The sequence below is a fragment of the Chloroflexus sp. genome, assembly GCF_034435895.1.
In the GTDB taxonomy this organism is placed as follows: domain Bacteria; phylum Chloroflexota; class Chloroflexia; order Chloroflexales; family Chloroflexaceae; genus Chloroflexus.
In genome coordinates this window covers 1-18,546 of the sequence record NZ_DAOTWH010000291.1, presented here as the reverse complement: position 1 = coordinate 18,546, position 18,546 = coordinate 1, and the positions used below count along the sequence as shown (strand labels likewise).

At 58.3% G+C, this 18,546-nt stretch carries 17 protein-coding genes and 1 tRNA gene; 11 read left to right on the top strand and 7 right to left on the bottom strand.

What is annotated here, in order from left to right; genetic code table 11:
* Positions 1 to 46: 46 nt before the first annotated feature.
* Positions 47 to 1,126: a GAF domain-containing protein gene (locus tag U9R81_RS16330; RefSeq protein WP_322496487.1), complete on the bottom strand. Its 1,080-nt coding sequence runs from the start codon at positions 1,124 to 1,126 to the stop codon at positions 47 to 49.
* A gap of 100 nt (positions 1,127 to 1,226) precedes the next feature.
* A complete protein-coding gene (locus U9R81_RS16325) occupies positions 1,227 to 3,707 on the bottom strand; it encodes an ATP-dependent Clp protease ATP-binding subunit (RefSeq protein ID WP_322496486.1) in 2,481 nt (826 codons plus the stop codon).
* A 135-nt stretch (positions 3,708 to 3,842) separates the two neighbouring features.
* Here U9R81_RS16325 and U9R81_RS16320 point away from each other — a divergent pair, with 135 nt between their 5' ends.
* The 11 genes from U9R81_RS16320 (at position 3,843) to U9R81_RS20105 (ending at position 13,755) form a co-directional block, all read left to right on the top strand.
* On the top strand, positions 3,843 to 5,774 hold the full coding sequence (locus U9R81_RS16320) for a hypothetical protein (protein WP_322496485.1): 1,932 nt from the start codon (positions 3,843 to 3,845) through the stop codon (positions 5,772 to 5,774).
* A gap of 267 nt (positions 5,775 to 6,041) precedes the next feature.
* Positions 6,042 to 7,001 carry a cytochrome c biogenesis protein gene (locus U9R81_RS16315; protein WP_322496484.1) on the top strand — a complete coding sequence of 320 codons (960 nt, stop codon included), beginning with the start codon at positions 6,042 to 6,044 and terminating at the stop codon, positions 6,999 to 7,001.
* 3 nt (positions 7,002 to 7,004) lie between these two features.
* A complete protein-coding gene (locus tag U9R81_RS16310; protein ID WP_322496483.1) occupies positions 7,005 to 7,208 on the top strand; it encodes a CcmD family protein in 204 nt (67 codons plus the stop codon).
* A 63-nt stretch (positions 7,209 to 7,271) separates the two neighbouring features.
* Positions 7,272 to 7,691: a cytochrome c maturation protein CcmE gene (locus tag U9R81_RS16305; protein WP_322496482.1), complete on the top strand. Its 420-nt coding sequence runs from the start codon at positions 7,272 to 7,274 to the stop codon at positions 7,689 to 7,691.
* Between the two features lie 63 nt (positions 7,692 to 7,754).
* The gene (locus U9R81_RS16300; RefSeq protein ID WP_322496481.1) at positions 7,755 to 10,148 is read left to right on the top strand and encodes a heme lyase CcmF/NrfE family subunit; all 2,394 of its coding nucleotides are present in this window, start codon (positions 7,755 to 7,757) and stop codon (positions 10,146 to 10,148) included.
* Positions 10,149 to 10,290: 142 nt separating this feature from the next.
* Positions 10,291 to 11,391 carry a J domain-containing protein gene (locus U9R81_RS16295; RefSeq protein WP_322496480.1) on the top strand — a complete coding sequence of 367 codons (1,101 nt, stop codon included), beginning with the start codon at positions 10,291 to 10,293 and terminating at the stop codon, positions 11,389 to 11,391.
* A 32-nt stretch (positions 11,392 to 11,423) separates the two neighbouring features.
* Positions 11,424 to 12,263 carry a redoxin domain-containing protein gene (locus U9R81_RS16290; protein ID WP_322496479.1) on the top strand — a complete coding sequence of 280 codons (840 nt, stop codon included), beginning with the start codon at positions 11,424 to 11,426 and terminating at the stop codon, positions 12,261 to 12,263.
* Positions 12,264 to 12,295: 32 nt separating this feature from the next.
* Positions 12,296 to 12,979, top strand: coding sequence for a response regulator transcription factor (locus U9R81_RS16285; protein WP_322496478.1), 684 nt, complete (start codon positions 12,296 to 12,298; stop codon positions 12,977 to 12,979).
* A 45-nt stretch (positions 12,980 to 13,024) separates the two neighbouring features.
* Positions 13,025 to 13,100 (top strand) — tRNA-Gly (locus U9R81_RS16280).
* 224 nt (positions 13,101 to 13,324) lie between these two features.
* A complete protein-coding gene (locus U9R81_RS16275; RefSeq protein ID WP_322496477.1) occupies positions 13,325 to 13,600 on the top strand; it encodes a GxxExxY protein in 276 nt (91 codons plus the stop codon).
* A complete protein-coding gene (locus U9R81_RS20105) occupies positions 13,561 to 13,755 on the top strand; it encodes a GxxExxY protein (RefSeq protein WP_416180983.1) in 195 nt (64 codons plus the stop codon). The genes U9R81_RS16275 and U9R81_RS20105 overlap by 40 nt, the downstream gene beginning before the upstream one ends.
* Positions 13,756 to 13,857: 102 nt before the next feature.
* Here U9R81_RS20105 and U9R81_RS16270 read toward each other — a convergent pair whose 3' ends face one another.
* The 5 genes from U9R81_RS16270 to U9R81_RS16250 form a co-directional block, all read right to left on the bottom strand.
* Positions 13,858 to 14,574, bottom strand: coding sequence for an ABC transporter ATP-binding protein (locus tag U9R81_RS16270; protein ID WP_416180982.1), 717 nt, complete (start codon positions 14,572 to 14,574; stop codon positions 13,858 to 13,860).
* Positions 14,575 to 14,671: 97 nt separating this feature from the next.
* Positions 14,672 to 15,451 carry an ABC transporter ATP-binding protein gene (locus U9R81_RS16265; protein WP_322496476.1) on the bottom strand — a complete coding sequence of 260 codons (780 nt, stop codon included), beginning with the start codon at positions 15,449 to 15,451 and terminating at the stop codon, positions 14,672 to 14,674.
* A gap of 27 nt (positions 15,452 to 15,478) precedes the next feature.
* Positions 15,479 to 16,804, bottom strand: a complete 1,326-nt coding sequence (locus tag U9R81_RS16260) for a branched-chain amino acid ABC transporter permease (RefSeq protein WP_322496475.1) — start codon at positions 16,802 to 16,804, stop codon at positions 15,479 to 15,481.
* Positions 16,805 to 16,807: 3 nt separating this feature from the next.
* The gene (locus U9R81_RS16255; RefSeq protein WP_322496474.1) at positions 16,808 to 17,974 is read right to left on the bottom strand and encodes a branched-chain amino acid ABC transporter permease; all 1,167 of its coding nucleotides are present in this window, start codon (positions 17,972 to 17,974) and stop codon (positions 16,808 to 16,810) included.
* Positions 17,975 to 18,052: 78 nt separating this feature from the next.
* The coding region (locus U9R81_RS16250; RefSeq protein ID WP_322496473.1) for an ABC transporter substrate-binding protein at positions 18,053 to 18,546 on the bottom strand (494 nt) is incomplete at its 5' end.

Below are 18,546 nucleotides of genomic sequence, written 5' to 3'. Positions count from 1 at the left end.
CCCTACGCCCGCGACGCTATGACCCTACGCCTGCGGAACGATGCCGCTACGACTCCGGCGGTATCGACATATTGAGAAAAAGAAGCTGTTGCACGTCACGCAAGCGAGCAAGTTGCATTTCGAGCTGGTCAAACGCCTGCGCATCACCAGCGCGGGCAGCGACCAACGCAACGCTCATCCGCGCTTCAACCTCGTTGAGGAGTTTGGCGCTCTGCTTGCAGCGCGTCTCGAGATCAGCCGCATAAATCGCCAGCGAGATATGGCAAGCCACCAATTCTAACAAGTTAAGATGGGAGCTATCGAACCGGCGGCTCTGGGTCGTGGTCACGGTTAATGCGCCGAGCAAACGCGGCCCCCAGCGCAACGGGGCCGCCATCGCGCACCGTGTCGGCGCATCATACTCGCGCATCCGCAACGAAAGCCAACGCCGATCGGCATCGGTTTCATCAATAATCAACGGCTGCCCTTCGCGCAGCACCAAACCGGCAAAGCCGTGCTCGCGCACCGCGCGCGCGCGGTCAGGCGTGGCAACATGGCCATTGCTCAACAACAGCATCGGTGCGACGCTATTATCGGGCGGGAGCAAGAGCAACGATGCCCGTTCGCCTCCCACCATCGCCGGCACCTGTGTCGCCAATTGCAACCCCAAATGGAGCGGATCGGTCGTGGCGCTGGTCACCATGCGGCCAAACTGTAACAACTGATCGAGTGTGTCAGCATGGGCGCGGGCTTGATTGAGATACTGGTCAAGCTGGCCTTGCAACGACGATTGTTCAAGCACAATACCGACAATCTGGCCCAACGCCGTCAACAATTCACGATCATCGCTATCAAACGACGGCGTCGAGCGAGTGACTTCAATCCGCCCCACCACCCGCCGGCCAATCATAATCGGCCCAACCAACATGGTCGGCGAGTGTGCTTGTAAACTGCCAGTGCCGGCGGGAACAATAATTTCAACTTTATCGGCCAGTAACCACTCGCTGCACAGATCGCACAACATCGGCAACGGGTCAGATTGGCGCGCAGCAGCAAAAAAGGAGCCAACCGTCATTAACGCATTGCGCAGACGAGCAGCCCGGCGCTGGGCAGCAATCAATTGAGTAGCAACATCGGATGCGGTCACAACCACTCCTGATCAGCGACACGAGACGCCTATCACTTTTGGGTCTAGATCATATCACGATGCCGGGCAAGATGACAAACCCGGCATCGCAGATTACAGTTCAGGCATCAAGCGGTTCGGCGGGGCGGCGCTCTGCCATGGTCAGGATGCTGCCGCGGTGAAACACGAGCTGGCCATACTCGACATCCACTTCGATCTGATCACCGGCGGTAAACGTTCCGCGCAGCAATTCACGCGAAATCGGCGTCTCGAGCAGGCGCTGGATGGTGCGGCGCAACGGGCGCGCGCCAAAGACCGGATTGTAGCCTTCGTTGACGAGATACTCTTTGGCTGCCTGCGTTAACGTCAAGCCAATGTTCTGCTCGCGCAGCCGGTTGACCAGCTCGCTGATCTGCAATTCGACGATCTTGGTCAAATCTTCCATCGAGAGCGGATGGAAGAGAATAATCTCGTCGATCCGGTTGAGGAATTCGGGCCGGAAGGTCTGCTTGAGCGCCTCATCAACCTTCTTGCGCGCCTCGCGCAGATCGAACGCTTTTTGCGCCTTGCCGCCCACGTTAAAGCCGATTCCACCGCCTTGCAGATGCTCGGTGCCGGCATTGCTAGTCATGATGATGATCGTATTGCGGAAATCGACCGTGCGGCCTTGGCCATCGGTCAGCCGGCCATCGTCAAGCACTTGCAGCAAGGCGTTGAAGACATCGCGGTGCGCCTTCTCGATTTCGTCGAAGAGCACGACCTGATACGGACGGCGGCGAATGCTCTCGGTCAATTGGCCGCCTTCGTCATAACCGACATAGCCGGGTGGCGCACCGATCAAGCGACTGACGGTGTGCTTCTCTTGATACTCGCTCATATCGACCCGCGTCATCGCCTCTTCGCTATCGAACATAAACTCGGCCAGCGCCCGGGCTAGCTCAGTTTTGCCCACACCAGTCGGGCCGACGAAGAGGAACGAGCCGATCGGGCGGCGCGGATCACGCAGACCGGAACGCGCGCGGCGAATGGCGTCGCTCAAGGCGACAATCGCTTCGTGCTGGCCAATCACCCGCTCATGCAGCCGTTCTTCCATGTGGATCAGCTTCTCGCGCTCAGTTTCGAGCATCCGGCTGACCGGCACCCCCGTCCAACTGGCGACGATCTGCGCCACGTCTTCATCATCCACCACTTCATCGAGATTGTTGCGTGCCAACCACTCGCTGCGCTCGGTCTCAAATTCCGCTTGCAGGGCCAAATAGCGCGCGCGCAGCATCGCCGCCCGTTCGTAATCGCGGCGCGCCCCGGCTTCTTCCTCTTCGGCTTGCAGCCGCTTCAGCTCCTCTTCCTTCGCTTTCAGCTCAGGCGGCATCGAGAAGATGTCAATTCGCAGCTTGGCGCTGGCTTCGTCAATGAGGTCAATCGCTTTGTCAGGCAAAAACCGGTCGTTGATATAACGGCTCGACAGTTGCACCGCCGCCCGCAGCGCCTCATCGCTGATCGTCAGTTGATGGTGCTCTTCGTAGCGCTTGCGCAGGCCGCGCAGCATCTCAACCGTCGTCTCCGGATCAGGCTCTTCGACAAACACCGGCGAGAAGCGCCGTTCGAGCGCTGCATCCTTTTCAATATGCTTACGATATTCGTCAATCGTCGTGGCCCCGATCACTTGGATCTCGCCGCGCGAGAGAGCGGGCTTGAGCATATTCGAGGCGTCGATGCTGCCGGTCGCGGCGCCGGCGCCAACCACCGTGTGCAGCTCATCAATAAAGAGGATAATGCGCCCCTTCGCGTTGCGCACTTCATCCATCACCGCTTTTAGCCGCTCTTCAAACTCGCCGCGGAACTTCGAGCCGGCCACCATCCCGGCTAGATCGAGCGCCAGCAATTTGCGATCAATCAACGTCGGCGGCACGTCGCCACGGGCAATGCGCTGGGCCAACCCCTCGACAATCGCCGTCTTGCCGACGCCGGTTTCGCCGACCAACACCGGGTTGTTCTTGGTGCGACGGGAAAGAATGCGAATGACGCGGGTGATCTCGGCTTCGCGACCAATCACCGGATCGAGCTTGTCTTCGCGGGCCAGCTCGGTCAGATCGGTGCTATACTTGGTCAGAATTTCATAGCGGCTCTCAGCCGACGGGTCATCGCTGCGCTGGCTGCCGCGAATTTCCATCAATACTTGATAGATTCGCTCTTGATCGATATGATAGCTCTGCAAAATCCGCGCTGAAGGGCCATCGCGCTCGCTCGCCAAGCCGATCAGCAAGTGATCAAGGCCGACATACTGATCGCCCAATCGGTTAGCTTCTTCCTCAGCGCGCTTGACCAACCGCTGCGTGCGCGGCGTAATGAAGACTTGACCACCAATGCCATGCGAATTCAACATCTTCGGGAGTTTTTCCAGCTCGCGCTCGATGCGCCGTTCCACCTCTTGCGGATCAACGTTCAAGCGCGCCAGCGCGCGCGTTGCCAGACCATCGCGCTGGCGGAGCATCGCCAAAAAGAGATGCTCGACATCGAGCTGCGAATGCTGGTGATCCCGCATAATCTCTTGGGCAATATGGAAGGCGCTCTGCGCCTTTTCAGTAAATCGCTCCAGTCTCATTGCTATCCCTCGTGCGTGTCTGCCGCAAGGCAGATGGGCAGATCACAAGATTGACCTGCTTTGGTAGTATAGCACAGCAAGCCGTTGAAAACAGGCTGAGTCTATTGGATTTATGTTATCGTGCAGGGAGAACGTATGGAGAACCAACTGGCCAAACTGCGGCCTGATCTGTTCGTCGCGCTCGGCCTCGCCATAATAGGAATCATCTGTGCTGGTCTCGCCGGCTTGATTCCACCGGCGGGGCGGCTCGATATTGGCACGACCTACGCCCAACCCTATATCACCGGCTTTCACGCTCTAGAACGTAACCGGCAATTCTCTTATTCTTTCACCAAAGCCGAAGCAAGCGTCTCATTCCCTGGCATCGGCTCAAACTGGACGACCGTCGTCTTTCGGGCCAACGGCTACCGGCCCGAAGGCGCGCCACCGGCTGAATTGACCATCGCGACCGGCAAGGTAGCGCCGGTACCGATCACGTTACGGAGTGATACGGCTCGCTACTACCTGCTCGTGCCGCCGGATCATGACAACCTTACGCTGCACCTGATCAGCGCAACCTTCTCGACCACTGCCGATCCGCGCCAACTAGGGGTCGCTATCGACTGGATCGAAGCGCATCAGGGAGAGTATGGCTGGCCTTTCTGGCAAGCGATTCATTTCGCGCTCATTGGTGCGTTTGGCTACTGGCTGGCGCGCCGGGTGGCAGTGCAACCGCTGCCGGCAGCCGTCCTCGTGACCACGGGACTGGTCACATTAGGCGGTTTGTTAGCAGCTCACCGGATCTGGTGGGCCATTTTTACGCCGATGCTCTGGGGGTTGTTAGCGGGATTACACCTCGCGCTCGGGCCGCTGCGCGCCTTTACCCGCTTCGCCTTCAACCGCGGCGGCGAAACCTTGCCGCAACTCTACGAAACATGGCTCTGGCGGATCGTCTTGCTAGCGGCGTTAATCAAGATCGGCGGCGTGATCTACCCGCAAACCATTGTCTACGACGAACGCTGGCACGTACCGCGCACCCAGCTGGTGCTCGATGGCCGGTTTATTGAATTGATCGTGCCCAGCCGGGTCACCCTGCTCGGCGATACGGTCGGTTTCGAGGGCGGGCATTTTCCTTATTCGCCCTTGTGGTACCTCATCACTGCCCCCTTTGATCTAGTGGGAATTGATCTTGGATTGGCCTCGAATGTGCTGAATACGGCGCTTGATGTATCGCGCAGCCTGCTCATCGCCTATATTGCCCTCCGTTTATTTGGCAGGCCGGAAATTGCCGTGACTGCGGCTGGTTGTTACCATCTACTGCTAATGCCCTACTTCTTGATCTCGTGGGGCAATTGGCCAACCCAACTGGGCTTGTGGGGCACATTAGTCCTCATTGCAGTGGTGCTGGCCTTTTACGATCACCCCACCGATCGGCGCGCGCTCTGGGGGGTGGCTGCTGCAGCGACGCTCGCGATACTCACCTATACCGTCGTTGGCATTATGGCGTTTACGATGATGGGCATCTATGCCCTCATCGAGCTGATCCGGCGCGAGAGCCACACAACCCAACGCGGCAGGCTGGCCCTGATTGGGCTGGTCATAGCCGAAGCGGCAGCGTTCCTTATCTACCATATCTGGTATGTGCCGGTTATCGTAGCCGAGACGGTACCGGTCATCACATCAGCCTTAGCGCGGCGGGTCAACCGGGCCGAGGCGCTGCCATTGCCTACCCCCGCGATTGATGGCGCGTTTATGCTCAACCATCTCACTTGGGTAGGCATTGCGCTCATTCTCGGTGGGGCAGTGCTAGCATGGTTCACGGCGCGGCGGGCGCATAGCCTGCTGATCGGCTGGTGGGCAATCTTGATCCTCTATTCGCTGGTCAACTGGACAATCGCCGACATGATTCTCAAGCATGTCTTCTTTATGCTGCCGCTTGCCGCAATCTGCATAGCGCTGGCGCTGGATTGGCTGTGGAAACAGGGGATCATTGGCCGCGCGATGACCGGTTTGTCAGTGCTCTACTTGGCGCTGAGCGTGGCGGCGCGCTGGTACCATTTCATCATGGAGAAGCGGCATGTTGTTTAGCCAACCGCTTTACCCAACTGATATGAGCAGTATAGCGCTGCGATCTTATTGCACCGGCATGAGTTGCCGTCATCATGCCCAGCAACCATGATACAATGGTTAAGACTTACTATACATGACCTGTGTGCGGTGGAGCGGTATACCGCAGACAGCTAGCTATTCAATACGCACATATCCGCTAACACTCCTTGCTTTTAAAGCAACAACGTTGTATGATGCGTCAAAGATGGATCGTTTGCAACCCTATGGGCTAGAAGGCAGGTTGCCATGATGCAACGGCTCGCGCAAGCGGCAAAGATCGGCATAGGCGTATGGATGGCCGGCGTGATCATTGCTACCTTTCTGATTGTGCCGCAGTACGAAGGGCTGGGCGAAGCCGGGCGAATTGTGATCGTGCATGTGCCAACGGCATGGGTCAGTGTCATCGCCTTTACAATCTCGGCAATCTTTAGCGGGTTGTATCTCTGGCGCCGGCGCGTGCAAGACGATCATATTGCGGTGGCGGCTGCCGAGGCCGGCTTGCTCTTTACCATTCTCGCCACCGTTACCGGTATGATCTTCTCACAGGTGGCATGGGGCATCTTTTGGAACTGGGATCCGCGCCAGACCTCGATCTTCGTGCTCTTGCTGATCTATGCCGCCCTGTTTGCGCTGCGCGCCGCGATCGATGATGTTGACCGGCGGCGGCAACTGAGCGCCGTCTACTCGCTCTTCGCTTTTGTCACCATGCCCTTCCTGTTATTCGTCGCCCCACGTCTCGCCGATAGCACCCTCCATCCCAACTGCGCGTTCATCCAAGGCAGCAACTGTGATGGCGTGGTGCTTGAGGTAGGCAAAGTTGGGCTGATCGGCGACCAAAAGGTGCAATTGCTCGGCCTCGAACGACAAGGCAATCTGATTGTCGCCGAAGTGAAGGTGAGCACGCCGGGCTTGCAGCAAGAGGCCATCCTGTATCCGAGCCTCGACCTCGTCGATGGCGGAATGGCGGCGCGGCCTGAGTTCCCCGGTTCGCGATTCCAATTGGGCCTAGAGGAATACGATGAGGCAACTGGCGCGGTGCGGCTCAATATGGAAGCGCCGGGCACCCAACTGCTGGAAAACCGGCGGACGCTGTACACCTTCCTTGCCGCTAACCTTGGCTTTACCGCACTCTTTTTCTGGATGTTGCACGTGCGTTCACTAGTGTTGAATGTGCAGTGGGCAGTAGCGCAACGCGGGAGGGCATAACTTATGGATAATGCAGCTATTTTGGTGGCGACCGCCGCCGTGTTGTCTGTCTGGATTGTGATCTTTATTTACTTTTGGCGGATCGACGCCGCTGCGCGCGCGTTGCGCCGTGAATTGGAGCATGAGCGCGAACGCAACGAGCCAGCAGCGCCGTCAGCAACAATGAGCCGGGTGCGCGACTCCGGTGAGCCGGTCGAGCGCCGGTAACGTGTAGGGTTAGCGTACCGCGCCAGCTCAGACTTATATCTACAATGTAGTAAAGGTGATCGTATGGCAGTTGCAACTACTCCAGTTCGCCGCGGCCTGAATATCAAGCCGTTGCATATTGTCGGGCTCGGTATCATCCTGTTGGCCGTTGTCTACGGCTTTTTCGGCTTTCAAGACGGGTTCCGCGCCTATACCACCAGCGTTGATGAGGCGATGCGCAGCACGCGCAGCGTGCAACTGGCCGGCTTCCTCGGCAGTGCCGGCGAGATGGATGCCCAAGGCCGGTTTACCTTTATGCTGCAAGATGAAAACGGCAAGCTGATTAAGGTCATCTCTGATGATCCGCGCCCGGCTAATTTCGAGCAGGCGATCAGCATCGTGGCGATTGGGCGCTACGATCAGGCCGAACAGGCCTTTATGGCCGATGACCTGCTCGTCAAGTGCCCGTCGAAATATCAAGAGATGAATCAAGCGAAACCATAAGCGCCGGCCGACCAGCGCCACTGGATACTCGGTCGGAGACAACGACCGCTGGAAAGAGTTGCTATGTATCTCTTCGGTACGTTTTTACTTATGGCCAGCCTTGGCATGACCTTACTGGCTGCGATTGGCTATGGCCTCGTGCTGCGCGGGCAGCGATCTGCGCTCAGTTATGCCCGGTTTGGCGTGTACGCCGCGCTGGCCGGCGTCCTGATGTCGTGGACGCTGCTGATTACGGTGTTTATCGCTCGCCGCTTCGATCTCGATTACGTGTACAACTATAGTTCACGTGATCTTGAGTTCTTCTTTACGATTGCCGCCAGTTGGGCTGGGCAGCCGGGCAGCTTTATGATCTGGCTGCTCTGGGGGGCGATCGCGAGCGTGTTGCTGGTGCGCCGCACGAAACACTTTGAGCCGTATGTACTCATGGTGGTGATGGCTATTCAAGCGGCGTTAATCGGGTTCGTGCTGGCACTTAACCCATTCCAACCCCTCGTCGATCCCTCGACCGGCGCCGCACTCACCCCCACCGATGGGCGCGGCCTCAACCCGCTGCTGCACAATTTCTGGATGATAATCCATCCGCCGATCCTGTTTATCGGCTATGCGCTGACCATGATCCCCTTCGCATTTGCGCTGGCGGCTCTGTGGCGACGCGATTACGATACGTGGGTGAAGCGCGCCTTACCGTGGACGCTTTCGGCATGGACGTTTTTGGGCTTGGCCCTGCTGCTCGGCGGCTATTGGGCCTACGAGACGCTCGGTTGGGGCGGCTATTGGGGCTGGGATCCGGTCGAAAACTCGTCGCTGGTGCCGTGGCTGATTCTGACGGCGCTGATCCATGGGATGCTGGTGCAACGCACCCACGGCGGCTTGCGCAAGACCAATCTGATCTTGGGTGTCGCCACCTATATTACCGTCTTCTACGCCACCTTCATGACCCGCAGCGGCGTGTACGCCAACTTCTCAGTCCACTCGTTTGTCGCTGAGGGAATTTTTGAAGGGCTGGTCGGCTTTCAGGTCGTCTTGCTCGCGGTTGCGGTTATCTCGCTCATCATGCGCTGGAACGATATTCCCGCCCGCCCGCTGAGCGAGAAGTTCTTCTCACGCGATAGCTTCTTCGTGCTGGCGATCATCACGATTGTGATGACTGCGCTGGTGGTGGGGATTGGCACGTCGATGCCGGTCATCTCGGCTATTCCCGGCGTTGGCCATACCTTGCAAGAGTGGATGGGGCGCTACTTCGAGCTCGATGACGGCACCCTTATGAACCCGCAGGCCCAGCCGTTTGAAGATGGCCGCTTCTCGCTGGCGCCGAGCTTCTATCAGCGCACCGTGCCGCCGCTCGGCGTGGTGGCGATCGTGCTCTTGATCATTGGCCCCTTGCTGGGCTGGCGCGACGCGAACCTCAGCCATTTGCTGCGCGCCTTGCGCTGGCCGGCGGCATTGGCCGTGATTGCCGCCATTGTCGCGATTATCATTGACGTGCGCGATGTGTTGTCGCTGGCCTACGTCGCCGGCGGCGCGTTCGCCTTCGGCGCCAATCTACTAATGCTGGCGCGCACGCTCCGCAGCGGCTGGCTGCGCATTGGCGGCTACCTCGCTCACCTTGGCTTTACCGTGATGGCGATCGGCATGGTCGCTTCCTCGGCCTACGCCACCCCCGATACCCGCCTGACCCTTGCCCCCGGCGAATCGGCCCGCCTGTTCGGCTACGAGTTTATCTTCAACGGCTACCAACTCGACGACCAGCAGCGCGGTGTGCTCGATCTAACTGTCAGCGACGGCTCGCGCACCTTCTCGGCCCAGCCCTACCTCTATTACAATCAGCGGATGGGCGCTACCATGCAGACGCCCTCGATCCATAGCTATTTCTGGCACGATCTCTATGTCTCGCCGGCCGGTTACGATCCTGAGCGCGACCCAACCCGCCCGGTGCTCGGCGTCGATCAGAGCGTGCAGATGGGGCCTTATACGCTGATTTTCCGCGGCTTTAATATCGACCGCGATGCCATGATGCGCGGCGAAGCCAAGGTTGGCGCCAAAGTGGAGGTCATCTACGAGGGGCAAACGATCGAGGTTGAGCCACGAGTCGAGGTGGTTATTAACCCGGCCACCAACGAGAGCGAGCTGCAATTTGTCCCAGTGACGCTCCCCGGCGGCCACACCCTCCATCTGCGCGAACTTGACCCCGCCAACCGCATGGTGTTGCTGGAAGGCAGCGGCCCCGGGCTCGATAACTTACCGGTCGTGCCGGCCAAAGCGGTGATTGCCGTGAGCGTCAAACCACTCGTGGTCTTGGTGTGGGTCGGCGTCATTCTGATGGTTATCGGCGGCGCTATCGCGCTGGTGCGGCGCTACCTTGAGGGCAGTCTAGCCTTGGCGGGGGTGCGCGTGCGCCTGCCCAAGGCGTTGCCCGAATTGGCGGCGCAATTGGGCTGGCGCGGGATTGGACGTTGATCAATCAGTACACGTATGATGATAGCTGGCCGTGCGGTCATGACGCCCTTCTGGACAGTCAATAGCGAGCGATGATTATGGGACGGTCGCGGTTGGTGGTCAGCCTGATTGGCTGCCGATCGCGGCCGTTGTTGTGAGAGCGATGGCTGATTATTACGAGCTTTTGCAAGTTCACCCCAAAGCTGATGCTGAAGCGATTCGGGCGGCATACGAACGCTTACGCGAACGTTACGCACCCGAACGGCTCGAAGGCGCGGCTGATGAGTTAGTGGAACTCGCGCGGCGGCGGCGCGACGAGATCGAACGCGCCTATAGCGTCTTGAGCGATCCGCAGCGACGAGCCGAGTATGACCGGCAACTGCACGAAACACTCCGGCCGGCGCCGCCAGCGGCGAGCGCCAAAGCTGCGGCGCCACCGCCGCCAGCCGATGATGACGAACTGATCGATTTTCGTCCGCTGCCGCCGGCGCGCCGGCAAGAGCGCCCGCCAGATTTTAATCCGCAACCATACCTGAGCGCGCAGTCACGGCGAGACGCACCGCGCCGCGGGCGCACAGCGACGCAAGCCCAACCGGTCTGGCTCCTGCCATCGTTAGTTGTGGCCGCTGCGACCTTTAGCATTGTGCTCGGTACGCTGATCAGTACGATGGTGGTAGCGCCGGTCGCCACTGCCCCCAACACGCCAACCGCCACGATCGTGCCACCCACGCCGACCTTGCGCGAAGTTTTGACCCAATTCGATGGGCAGGTGATTGCCGCGCAACAGGTAGTCGCGCAAGTGCCTGATAACCCCAATGCATGGATTAACCTTGGCAATGCGCTGTTTGACAGCGTTGTCTACGTGCGTGAGCAACTCGCGACCGGCGATGCCGAAACGCAGCGCATCTATCAAGAACGGCTGCCGCGCTGGCTTGAGGCGGTCGATGCCTACCGCAAGGCGCTGGAATTGCAACCGGGCAATGATGTCGTGCGGGCCGACATTGCCGCTAGCCTGTGCTACTACGGCCTTGATACCGGCAATCCGCAGCACGCCCAAAAGGGGTTGGACGAGGCCGAACAAGCCTTGCGCGCTGCGCCGCAAGATGCCCGCGTCTTACTCTCGCATGGCATCTGCTTGATCGCCGTTGACCCGCCCCAAACCGAACGCGCCCTGCAACAATGGCGGCTGGTGTTGTCGATTCCGGGGGTTAATCCGGGTTTACAATTGCAAGCGCAAATATTAATCAACGAACACAGTCAATAAGACAATAAAACACACCCTAAGGATATGTTACAATGGCAGAGATGAACGGGCTCCATTATTATCGTCTGCTGGGGATCAACCCAGACGCCGATCAAGCAGCGATTGCGGCTGCTTACGAACAGCAACGGCAGCGGTACACGCCCGATCGCCTCGCCGAGCTTGATGATGAATTGCAAGCGGTTGCGCGCAACCGGTTGGCTGAACTCGAACGCGCCTATCAGGTGCTAAGCGACCCAGAACGCCGGCGACAGTACGATATTAGCCAAGGGTTGATCAAGCCGACGAAACCGCCGGCGCGGCGTAGCCTCAGCCAGCGCGAAGCCGTCAACGCCTTCATCTTTGCCTTTCTGGCGGTGGGTCTGGTAGCTGCCGTCTGGATGTTCACTAACCGCGACACCATCAGCGGTCAGGCAATGGGTGAGGTCAACCGTCCGGCGCCCAACTTTACGGCGCCGGAATTGCGCGGCGGTACGATCGAACTGGCCCAGTATCGCGGCAAGGTGGTTTTAATTAATTTCTGGGGCACATGGTGCGAACCGTGCAAACGTGAATTGCCGGCTTTGCAACAAGCCTACGATCAGTTTGCTGAACAAGGGTTGATGGTTATTGGCGTGAATCTGACCGATGATGAGCGTGTGCAGGGCCAAACCGTCGAAGGAGTAGCGGCATTTTTAGCCCAATACGGCGTGACCTATCCGATCGCGCTTGATGTTGATGGCAAGATCACCGAAGCCTATCGGGTGTTTCCCTTGCCGACCAGCTTCTTCATCACGGCTGATGGCCAGATCCGCTACGTTCATATCGGCGAACTTACCTTTACCGATATTGCCGCCCGCTTTACTGAACTCCGGCCAGCCGGCGGCAGACAATAACGATGGGGATAACTGACATTGGGGTAATCGCTATGGAGCAGCAGCAAACGATTTTGGTTGTCGATGATGACAATGGCTTGCAAGAATTGGTGCGCGTCCGGCTCGAACAAGAAGGCTACCGGGTTCTGCAAACGATCAGTGGTTACGAAGCGATCACGATGGTGCGCCAACAACGGCCCGACCTCGTGATACTTGATATTATGCTGCCTGATCTCGATGGCTTAACCGTCTGCCAGCGGGTGCGCGAGTTTGCTACTACGCCGATCCTGATGCTGACCGCCAAGACGATGTCTCAAGACATCATTACCGGCCTCGATCAGGGAGCCGATGATTATCTGACCAAGCCATTCAACTACGATGAATTGCTGGCCCGCATGCGGGCACTGCTCCGGCGCGTACCGCCGGTCAATCGCTTGCTCACCGCCGGCAACGGCGTGCTGAGCATTGATCAGCGCAAGCGCGAGGTGCGGGTGCGCGGCGAGTTGATCGATCTGACCCCGACCGAGTATCAGTTGTTGCAGGTGCTCGCTGAACAGGTCGGCGCCGTCGTGACGCACGAGCAGCTTTTACGCGCTGTGTGGGGCAACGAGCAGGCGCGCGACAACGATTATCTCAAAGTCTATATTTGGCATTTGCGGCGCAAAATCGAGCTTGATCCGCGCCAGCCGCAACTCTTGTTGACCGAATGGGGTGTGGGGTATCGCCTCGTTCCCTAATTGACAGCTAGCAGCGAGCGTGCTATACTATCTATCGCTGATTAAGCGGGAGTAACTCAGTTGGTAGAGTGTGTGCTTCCCAAGCACAATGTCGCGGGTTCGAGTCCCGTCTCCCGCTCCACTCCAATCCCCTGACCTAGCGGTCAGGGGATGTTCTTTTGATCACTCCGCACCATTCCATCCTCTGCTAGCTCAGCGGCTCGCTCGCCTTATGAAAACTGCCCACAACTTCCGCGTTACCATCGCCCTTTTCGCGCAGTATTCATAGTAGAGACGACTCAATGGAAGCCAGCGCAACGGCAGCCAGCAACTACACGAAGCACAGCGGCAGAGGAGCACAACGGTATGTCACGATGCGTCAACGATCAACTTGGCGGTTTAACCTACGCTATTATCGGCACAGCAATGGCAGTGCATAACGAGCTTGGCCCCAGCCACCGCGAAGCCGTTTACCATCAGGCGATGCACCAACAATTACGCACGCGCGGGTTCGCATCTGAGTACGAACCCCGCCTGCCAGTCATGGATCAGCACGGGAACCTTGTCACCGTGTATACCGGCCCGATCACCGCGTTGACCACGTGTTACTCGTGGAATACGAAGCGCACTGCTACCCCTTGACCAATGATGAGATCGCGCAATGCCTGAAATACTTTGCCGCCTCAGACTGTAACGGGTGTCTCCTGTTTAACTTTGGCCGGCACAGACTCGAATGGAAACGCCTGTTTCCTCCCCAAAAGATATTGCAACACCGTCATCGCCGGTCAAGTTCATAATCTTTTTGCCGCTCATCTCCTCACAGCAAAAAGATGACCATGCACTCACCGTGCATAGTCATCCACTCGTTCATTCGTTTATTCGTTATCCTATTCGTTGTCCTATTCTAACCCCAAATACGCTTTCTGCACCATTTCGTTATCGCGCAGATTGGCAGCAGTATCTTCAAGCACAATTTCGCCGCTCTGCAACACATACCCGCGATGCGCGATCGAGAGCGCCTGCAACGCATTCTGCTCCACCAGCAGCACGGTGGTACCCTGCTGATTAATCGTCTGGATAATCTCGAAAATCTGCTCAACCAGCACCGGCGCCAACCCCATCGACGGTTCGTCAAGCAGCAACACCTGCGGACGGGTCATCAAGGCGCGCCCGATCGCCAGCATTTGCTGCTCGCCACCCGACAACGTACCGCCTTTTTGGCTGACCCGTTCGCGCAAGCGGGGGAACAGCGTCAGCACCCGATCAAGATCCGCCTGATACTCTGGACTGCGCGTATTGTAGAGAAACGCCCCCATTTCAAGATTTTCCAGCACGGTGAGACGGGGGAAGATCCGGCGCCCTTCCGGCGACTGGGCAATCCCCAATTTCACAATTTCATGGGGCGGCAAGGTATCAATGCGCTTCCCATCAAACAACACCTGCCCTTGGCGCGGTTTGAGCAAGCCGGAAATCGTGCGCAAGGTCGTGCTCTTGCCGGCGCCGTTCGAGCCGATCAGGGTGACGATCTCGCCTTTTTCGACCGTCATCGAGATGCCTTTAAGAGCATGGATCTTGCCGTAATAGGTATGAACGTTCTGCAATTCAAGCAGGGCCATGCATATCCTCAATCTTCCGTCACAGCCATGCCACCGGATGAGTGCGACATGGCAACCGCAATGATAGACCGATCCGGATCAATTGCTGACCCTCACCTTATGCCGCTTGGCCAGCAGCACCCTTGCCAAGGTACGCTTCAATCACGCGCGGATTGGTGCGGATTGCCTGCACATCGCCTTCGGCAATCTTGCTGCCGTAATCGAGCACTGAAATCCGTTCGGAAATCGACATGACCAGCCGCATATCGTGCTCGATCAAGATGACCGTAATCCCGCGCTCATCACGCAAGCGCCGGATCAATTGCGTCGCTTCGGCGGTTTCGTGCGGATTCATACCGGCGGTTGGCTCATCGAGCAAGATAATCTTCGGATCGCCGGCCATGGCGCGGGCAATCTCCAACCGGCGCTGGTCGCCGTACGGCAAATTCTTGGCTAACTCATCGCGCTTATCGGCAATGCCGACAAAGCTCAGCAATTCAAGCGCCTTGTTACGGGCCTTCGCCTCTTCGCGCAACATCGTGCGGCCACGGAAAATAATGCTCCAGATCGACGCATGTAAATGGACATGCATCCCGATCAACACATTTTCCAGCACCGTCATATTGCCGAAGAGGCGAATATTCTGGAACGTGCGCCGCATGCCGAGGGCAGCGATCTGATCCGACCGCCAACCGGTAATATCCCGCCCGGCAAAGACCACCCGACCCTTGTCGGGCTTATAAATACCGGTCAACACATTAAAGAAGGTCGTCTTACCGGCGCCATTGGGGCCAATCACGCTCACAACACTGCCCGGTTCGACCGTAAACGTCACATCATTCACGGCCACAAGGCCGCCGAAAATCTTGGTGATATTTGTAGCTTCGAGAAGCGCCATGCGTCATCTCCCTCAATCGGCGCCGGTTTATTTGGCGGCCTTATCCGCTTCCAGCTCTTCATCGGCGATCTCAACCTCGTGCTGTTCTTCGCGCCGGCGCTCATCAGGCCACAAGCCTTCGGGACGGAAAATCATCATGACCACCAGCAGCAAACCGAACAGCAGGCGCTGATACTGGGTCGGATCAAACTGGCGCGGGATCGGCGCGCCGGCAGCTTGCGCTTCGCGCAACACTGCGGCAATGCGCGGCAAGATTTGCAAATCGAGCATGGTCACGATAATCGCGCCCAACATCGCGCCGGGGATCGACCCCATCCCGCCGAGAATCACCATGACCAGAATATTGATCGAGCGCAACAAGTCGAAGGTAGGCGGGTTGATAAAGAGCTGCTTAGAGGCAAACACCACCCCCATCACTCCGGCAAACGACGCGCCGATCGCAAAGGCCAGCAACTTCATCCGTACCCGCGGAATACCCTGCGCAACCGCCGCCACTTCATCTTCGCGGATCGCCTCCCATGCGCGGCCAATCCGGGAATGCTTGAGCCGGGCCACGACGATCACCGTCAGCAGCAAAATAATCAGCACCAAATAGTAGAAGAAGAGCTGGTACAACCGGTTATCATCGGCCACAATCCCCAGATTGCGAACTTGATCAACAATGATCAGTGGCGGGCGTTCGATCGCGCGAATGCCTTGCGAGCCATTCGTGATGTTAATCGGGCGGTCGAGGTTATTCGCCACCACCCGGATCACCTCGCCGAAACCGAGGGTCACAATCGCCAGATAGTCACCACGCAAGCGCAACACCGGCAAACCAAGCAACACCCCGGTAATCAGGCCCAGAATGAGACCGATGATGAGGAAGGGATAGAACATGACCGGATCAACCGGGCTCCACGCCGGATTGATCTCAGAGAGCTGGGGGGTGCTAAAGATCCCCCACGCATAGGCGCCGACCGCGAAGAAGGCCACATAGCCAAGGTCAAGCAGGCCGGCAAAACCCACCACCACATTCAACCCCAAGGCTAGCGCGGTAAAGATGCCTGCCTGCGTCGCCACATCGATGTAGAACGGGTTCAGGGTGCCAAAGTAGGGCAATACCACACCGAGCGCAACCACCCCCAAGACCACCTTGAACCAAGTCGCCACCCGCGAGCGGTAGGCAACCAACATCGACAGCATAAAGAGCACAAAAACGATGTCGGTGCTCAACTCGGTGCGCGGATTGGTCAAGAGCAACACCGAACAGGCCAGCACATAGAGGGCCAAAAACCCATACGCCGCCGGCCCGCTGCTCAGAGGCGCAGTCACCCGTTGCCAGAGGCTTTGCGACGAAGTGCTCGTAGTCATAAGCTACACCTTCTGCGTGGTCGCCTCACCGAGCAGACCGGAAGGCCGGAAGATCAAGAGCAAGATCAGAATGCTAAACGCGGCCACATCAGCATAGGCCGCGCCAGAGAAGTTGCCGGCGGTGAAAATCGACAAATAGGCGGCCACAAACGCCTCAAGGAAGCCAAGCACCACCCCGCCGACCATCGCGCCGGTGATGTTGCCGATCCCGCCCAACACGGCGGCAGTAAACGCCTTGAGACCGGGGATCAAGCCCATATACGGATTCACCGTCCCAATACGCAAACCGAACAACGCACCGGCAGCGCCGCCCAAAGCGCCGCCGATCAAGAAGGTCAGCGCAATAATCCGGTTAACGTCAATCCCCATGAGGCTCGCCGTCGGCATATCTTGCGCCGTGGCCCGGATCGCCTTGCCCAGCTTAGTGGCATTAACCACATAATTCAGCACAACCAGCATAATGGTCGCGGCCACGATAAAGATCAAGTCGCGCGGGCTCAGGATCACCGGCACGCTGCGCTCACCGACTTCCATCGTAAACAGTTGAATTGGCTGGCCAAAATTCGGGGTCTGGTAGCGGGCATTAAACCCCAGCGGCGTGCTGGTCATCACCAAGCGGGCAAGGTCTTGCAAAATCAGCGACATCCCGATCGCCGAAATCAACGGCACCAAACGCGGCGCGCCACGCAACGGGCGATAGGCCACCCGTTCCACCGTCACCGCCAGCATGCCGCAAAACGCCATTGCCACCAACACCACCAGCAAAATAAAGACCAGCGGCGGAACACTTTCGAGCGCACCAGCGCTCACAAGCAAAAAGCTCACGGTTGCGCCAACCACGCCGCCGATCATAAAGATTTCACCGTGGGCGAAATTGATAAACTCAAGCACGCCGTAGACCATCGTATAGCCAAGCGCGATGGTGGCGAAGAGGAACCCGCGCACCAACCCGTCAATAATGACCTGCGGCAGGATAATGAGAACCCGCTGCATCATATCGGGCTGAGCGGGAGAGAGGATCAGAGCGAGCACAACGACAATCAGCGATAGACTGGCGGCGCTCCCGACAATGAATGCCAGTAACTGGCCGACCGGACCAAATACAACCCCAAGCACTTCACCGAGCGAGCGGCGAGCAGTCGTGGGGGCAACCGTTGCATCGACAGCCATGCATGCTCCGAACACAGTAGTGGGCACATACGCGAGAGGTTGGCTCTCGCGTATGTGCGGTACGGACAACCGATCGCCTTATTGCGGCGGCGCAATATCGAGGCGGCTGATCAACTCGTTCTTATTCCAATCAGCCGCGTTGACACGCAACACAAAGTAGGTCGCAGTAGTTGGATCGCCCTTGGCGTTGAACTTGAACGTGCCGGTAATACCGGGGAAGGGCGGCAGGTTGCGGATCGCCTCGAGCACCTGCGCGCGGGTCGGCTTGCCGCCGGCGGTAATAGCCGCCGACAGAATGCCAGCCGCGCAGATATTCGCGGCATCGAAGGCCTGCGCCGAGAAGGGCGGCGCGCCTTCACCGTAAGCCGTCTGATAGTCAGTGGCATACTTCGCCGCCTTGGGGAACTGGCTCACCGGCGCGGCCACCGAAGTGTAGAACATCTTATCCACCGCATTGCCGGCTAGCTTCGCCAGCTCGTCCGAGTCAAGACCATCGGGACCCATGAACTGGGCGGTGATACCGCGGTCGCGGGCCTGCCGGAAGAGCGGGCCAGCCTGATCGTAGATGCCGC

Coding starts and splice junctions, on each gene's coding strand:
- U9R81_RS16305 (WP_322496482.1), top strand. CDS start 7,272: ATGGCAGTTGCAACTACTCCAGTTCGCCGCGGCCTGAATATCAAGCCG.
- U9R81_RS16290 (WP_322496479.1), top strand. CDS start 11,424: ATGGCAGAGATGAACGGGCTCCATTATTATCGTCTGCTGGGGATCAAC.
- U9R81_RS16315 (WP_322496484.1), top strand. CDS start 6,042: ATGATGCAACGGCTCGCGCAAGCGGCAAAGATCGGCATAGGCGTATGG.
- U9R81_RS16320 (WP_322496485.1), top strand. CDS start 3,843: ATGGAGAACCAACTGGCCAAACTGCGGCCTGATCTGTTCGTCGCGCTC.
- U9R81_RS16295 (WP_322496480.1), top strand. CDS start 10,291: ATGGCTGATTATTACGAGCTTTTGCAAGTTCACCCCAAAGCTGATGCT.
- U9R81_RS16270 (WP_416180982.1), bottom strand. CDS start 14,574: ATGGCCCTGCTTGAATTGCAGAACGTTCATACCTATTACGGCAAGATC.
- U9R81_RS16325 (WP_322496486.1), bottom strand. CDS start 3,707: ATGAGACTGGAGCGATTTACTGAAAAGGCGCAGAGCGCCTTCCATATT.
- U9R81_RS16260 (WP_322496475.1), bottom strand. CDS start 16,804: ATGACTACGAGCACTTCGTCGCAAAGCCTCTGGCAACGGGTGACTGCG.
- U9R81_RS16265 (WP_322496476.1), bottom strand. CDS start 15,451: ATGGCGCTTCTCGAAGCTACAAATATCACCAAGATTTTCGGCGGCCTT.
- U9R81_RS16275 (WP_322496477.1), top strand. CDS start 13,325: ATGTCACGATGCGTCAACGATCAACTTGGCGGTTTAACCTACGCTATT.
- U9R81_RS16310 (WP_322496483.1), top strand. CDS start 7,005: ATGGATAATGCAGCTATTTTGGTGGCGACCGCCGCCGTGTTGTCTGTC.
- U9R81_RS16285 (WP_322496478.1), top strand. CDS start 12,296: ATGGAGCAGCAGCAAACGATTTTGGTTGTCGATGATGACAATGGCTTG.
- U9R81_RS16255 (WP_322496474.1), bottom strand. CDS start 17,974: ATGGCTGTCGATGCAACGGTTGCCCCCACGACTGCTCGCCGCTCGCTC.
- U9R81_RS16300 (WP_322496481.1), top strand. CDS start 7,755: ATGTATCTCTTCGGTACGTTTTTACTTATGGCCAGCCTTGGCATGACC.